Genomic DNA, 4,517 nt, shown 5'->3' with positions numbered 1-4,517 from the left:
CCTCATGGCCTCGCGCTTGTCGAGGTGCAGGTGCAGGCGCAGCGTTTCCATCAACTGCCAGCCGATGGTGAAGCAGGGATTGAGGCTGGTCGTCGGCTCCTGGAAGATCATCGCCACGTCCTTGCCGACCAGCCCGCGCCGCGCCTTGTCCGAAAGGCCGAGCAGGTCGCGGCCGGCGAAGCGCAGGTGCTGCGCGCGCACGCGGCCCGGCCAGCCGATCAGGCCCATCAGCGCCATCATCGTGACGCTCTTGCCCGAGCCCGATTCGCCGACGATGCCGAGCACCTCGCCCTGCTCCAGGCGCAGGCTCACACCGTCGACGGCGTGCAGCGTCCCGCCCTGCGTGGGGAATTCCACATGGAGGTCGCGGATGTCGAGAAGCATCAGCCCACCCCCGTTGCTTGCTCGCTTCGAGTAGCCGCCTCCCCCCTCGAGGGGGCGCTGCCGGCGGCCCGGCAAAGCCGGTTCCGCGGCAGCTCCGGAACAGACGCATCTTCGAGCGCTTGGATCATGAGGTTCATCTTTTCAACTTGGGATCCAGCGCATCGCGCAGCCCGTCGCCCAGCAGGTTGAAGGCCAGCACCGCGGCGAGGATCGCCAGGCCCGGGAASGTCACGACCCACCAGGCGCGCAGCACGAACTCGCGCGCATCGGCCAGCATGGTTCCCCACTCGGGCGACGGCGGCTGCGCGCCGAGGCCCAGGAAGCCCAGCGCGGCGGCATCGAGGATGGCGGTCGAGACGCCCAGCGAAGCCTGCACGATCAGCGGCGCGGCGCAATTGGGCAGCACCTCGCGGAACATCAGCCGCAGCGTGCCGGCGCCGCTCACGCGCGCCGCCGTGACGTAGTCGCGCGAGACCTCGGAGATGACCGCGGCGCGCGTGATACGCACGTAGTGCGGCAGCACGACGACCGCGACCGCCAGCATGGCGTTGATCAGGCCGGGACCGAGGATGGCGACGATCACGATCGCGAGCAGCAGGCTCGGCAGCGTGAGCACCACGTCCATGAGCCGCATGATCGCGATCTCCAGCACGCCGCGGAAGAAGCCCGCGATCAGACCCAGCGCGATACCGACCGCGGCCGAGAGCGCCACCACCGCGACGCCGATCGAGAGCGACAGCCGGGCGCCGAACATGAGCCGCGACAGGATGTCGCGGCCGATCGCATCGGTGCCCAGCAGGTGCGTCGCCGTGCCGCCCGCCTGCCAGGCCGGCGGCCGCAGGAAGGCGGTGCTGTCGGTCTGGTTGGGCGCATGCGGCGCCAGCCACGGTGCCAGCAGCGCCACCCCGAGCAGCAGCACGATCACGCCCAGGCCGATCACCGCGCCGCGGTTGGCCGAGAACGAAGCCCAGAACTCGCGCCAGGGTCCTGGCGGCGCGGCGCTCGGTCCGGCAGGAACGGTGGCCGCGGTCATCGCGCCTGGCGGATGCGGGGGTTGATGAAACCGTAGGCGACGTCGACCCCGACGTTGACCAGCATCACGATGACGCCGAGCAGCAGCATGCCGCCCTGCAGCACCGGGTAGTCGCGCCGGCCGATGGCCTCGATCAGCCACTTACCGACGCCGGGCCAGGAGAAGATGGTCTCGGTCAGGATGGCGCCGGTGAACAGCACGCCGACCTGCAGACCGATCACGGTGACCACCGGGATCAGCGCATTGCGCAGCGCATGCACGCCCACCACGCGCAGCGGCGCGAGGCCCTTGGCGCGCGCAGTGCGGATGTAGTCCTCGCCCAGCACTTCGAGCATGGCCGAGCGCGTCATGCGCGCGATCACGGCCAGCGTGTTGGTGCCCAGCACCACCGCCGGCAGGATCAGGTGCTGCAAGGCGGAGACGAAGGCGCCCTTCTCATCCGACAGCAGCGAGTCGATCAGCAGGAAGCCGGTGACGGGCTCGATGAAGTACTGCACCGAGATCCGGCCCGATACCGGCGTCCAGCCCAGCTGCACCGAGAAGAACAGGATCAGCAGCAGGCCCCACCAGAAGATCGGCATCGAATAGCCGGTCAGCGAGGTCGCCATCACGCCGTGGTCGAACAGCGAATTGCGCTTGACCGCCGCCAGGATGCCGGCCGGGATACCGAGCAGCAGCGCGAACAGGATGGCGCACAGCGCCAGCTCGACCGTGGCCGGGAACAGCGCCAGGAACTCGCTCATCACCGGCTCCTGAGTGATCACCGATTTGCCGAGGTCGCCGTGCAGCACCCGGCCGATGTAGATGCCGTACTGCGCGAAGAGCGGCTTGTCGAGCCCGTACTCCTTCAGGAGCGCCGCGTGGCGGACCGGGTCGATGCCGCGCTCGCCGGCCAGCGTCTCGATCGGGTCGCCGGGCACCAGCCGGATCAGGAAGAACGCGAGCAAGGTCATGCCGACGAAGGTCGGCACGAGGAGGCTCGCGCGGGTCAGGATGAATCTGAACATTCATCCCCAATATGCAAGAGCGATGCCGGGTCGGGTCCCCGGCGGAACCCTTACTTCTTGGCGTCGCGCAGCTCGCGGCGCAGGATCTTGCCGACCGGCGTCTTGGGCATGTCGGTGCGGAACTCGATCACCCGCGGCTGCTTGTAGCCGGTCAGGTTGGCGCGGCAGTGCGCCCGCACATCGGCTTCGGTGAGCGCCGGGTCCTTCTTGACGATCACCAGCTTGACGGCCTCGCCGGTCTTCTCGTCGACGATGCCCACGGCCGCGCATTCGAGCACACCCGGCATCTGAGCGACCACGTCCTCGATCTCGTTCGGGTACACGTTGAAACCCGAGACCACGATCATGTCCTTCTTGCGGTCGACGATCTTGAAGTAGCCGCGATCGTCGGCGATCGCGATGTCGCCGGTCTTGAAGTAGCCGTCGGGCGTCATGACCTTGGCGGTCTCGTCGGGCCGCTGCCAGTAGCCGGCCATGACCTGCGGGCCCTTCACCGCGAGCTCGCCCGGCTGGCCCGGCGGCACCTCGTGGCCGTCGTCGTCGAGCAGCTTCACGTCGGTGCTCGGCAACGGCACGCCGATGGTGGCGGTGTAGGCGGTGCTGGTGGTCGGATTGCAGGTGACCGACGGCGAAGTCTCCGAAAGGCCATAGCCCTCGCAAATCGGGCAACCGGTCTTCTCGAGCCAGAGCTTGGCCACGGCGCCCTGCACCGCCATGCCGCCGCCGACCGAGACCTTGAGGTTCTTCCAGTTGACGGTGTCGAAGTCCGGATGGTTCGCGAGGCCGTTGAAGAGCGTATTGACCGCCGGGAAGCTGTGGAAGGTGTGCTTCGACAGCTCCTTCAGCACCGCCGCGAGGTCGCGCGGATTCGGGATCAGGATCAGCTTGCCGCCGGTGCGCATGCTGAGCATCATGTTCACCGTGAACGCGAAGATGTGATAGAGCGGCAAGGCGCAGACGCTGGTCGGCTGCTCGTTGGCCGGCACCTTCAGCATCACGGGCTCGTTCCAGGCCTCGGACTGCAGCACGTTGGCGATCACGTTGCGGTTCAGCAGCACCGCCCCCTTGGAAACGCCGGTGGTACCGCCCGTGTACTGCAGCACCGCGACGTCGTCGGGGCCGAGCGCCGGCGATTGCAGGGTGCGCGATGCACCCTTGTCGAGCGCGTCGTTGAAGCGCACCGCGCCCGGCAGGCTGTAGGCGGGCACCATCTTCTTGACGTTGCGCACCACGTAGTTGACGAGCGCGCCCTTCAGGAAACCCAGCCGGTCGCCCATCGAGGCCAGCACGATGTGCTTGACCTGCGTGGCGCCCAGGCACTGCTGCAGCGTGGTGCCGAAGTTCTCCATCAGCACGATGGCGGTGGAGCCCGAATCCTTCAGCTGGTGCTCCAGCTCGCGCGGCGTGTAGAGCGGATTGACATTGACCACGATCAGCCCGGCGCGCAGCGCCCCGGCCACCGAGATCGGGTACTGCGGGCAGTTCGGCATCATGATCGCGATCCGGTCGCCCTTCACGAGGCCCAGCCCCTGCAGGTAGCAGGCGAAGACGCGGCTCTGCTGGTCCACCTCGGCGTAGCTCACGTCCTTGCCCATGAAGCTGTAGGCCGTGCGGTCGGCGTACTTGGTGAAGCTTTCCTGCATCAACGCCACCAGCGAGGCGTAGCGCGAGGCATCGATGTCGGCGGGTACGCCTTGCGGATAGCTGTCGAGCCAGGGGCGATCAGTCACAGTGAGTCTCCAGAGCGAAATCTTGTTGGGAAATCTGCCGCCATCGTAACTTGACGTTCGGATGCGGCACGGGCCGCGACTTTGCGCGGCCCGTGGTCTTCGTGCGGGCGAGCCGAGCTACTCGATCGCCTTGGCCATGTCCTCGACCACCTTCTTGGCGTCGCCGAAGACCATCATGGTCTTGTCCATGTAGAACAGCTCGTTGTCCAGCCCGGCGTAGCCCGCGGCCATGGAACGCTTGTTCACGATCACCGTCTTGGCCTTGTAGGCCTCCAGGATCGGCATGCCGTAGATCGGCGTGCCCTTTTGCAGCGCCGCCGGGTTCACCACGTCGTTGGCCCCCAGGATGATCGCCACGTCGGC

The 4,517-nt window shown here is 67.5% G+C and carries 5 protein-coding genes; all 5 read right to left on the bottom strand.

Going from position 1 to position 4,517, the window contains the following annotated elements:
• A partial coding sequence (locus tag AC1D2K_RS30485; protein WP_478093643.1) for an ATP-binding cassette domain-containing protein occupies positions 1-387 on the bottom strand: 387 nt, incomplete at its 3' end.
• A 130-nt stretch (positions 388-517) separates the two neighbouring features.
• The gene (locus tag AC1D2K_RS30480) at positions 518-1,417 is read right to left on the bottom strand and encodes an ABC transporter permease subunit (RefSeq protein WP_478093642.1); all 900 of its coding nucleotides are present in this window, start codon (positions 1,415-1,417) and stop codon (positions 518-520) included.
• Positions 1,414-2,424: an ABC transporter permease subunit gene (locus AC1D2K_RS30475; protein ID WP_478093641.1), complete on the bottom strand. Its 1,011-nt coding sequence runs from the start codon at positions 2,422-2,424 to the stop codon at positions 1,414-1,416. The genes AC1D2K_RS30480 and AC1D2K_RS30475 overlap by 4 nt, the downstream gene beginning before the upstream one ends.
• Positions 2,425-2,474: 50 nt before the next feature.
• Positions 2,475-4,154 carry a long-chain-fatty-acid--CoA ligase gene (locus AC1D2K_RS30470; RefSeq protein ID WP_478093639.1) on the bottom strand — a complete coding sequence of 560 codons (1,680 nt, stop codon included), beginning with the start codon at positions 4,152-4,154 and terminating at the stop codon, positions 2,475-2,477.
• Positions 4,155-4,271: 117 nt separating this feature from the next.
• A partial coding sequence (locus AC1D2K_RS30465; protein WP_478093637.1) for an NAD(P)(+) transhydrogenase (Re/Si-specific) subunit beta occupies positions 4,272-4,517 on the bottom strand: 246 nt, incomplete at its 5' end.

This window comes from Variovorax sp. P1_H12_2, from assembly GCF_056405335.1.
This window is presented reverse-complemented; position numbering and strand designations above follow the sequence as displayed.

Coding starts and splice junctions, on each gene's coding strand:
- AC1D2K_RS30475 (WP_478093641.1), bottom strand. CDS start 2,424: ATGTTCAGATTCATCCTGACCCGCGCGAGCCTCCTCGTGCCGACCTTC.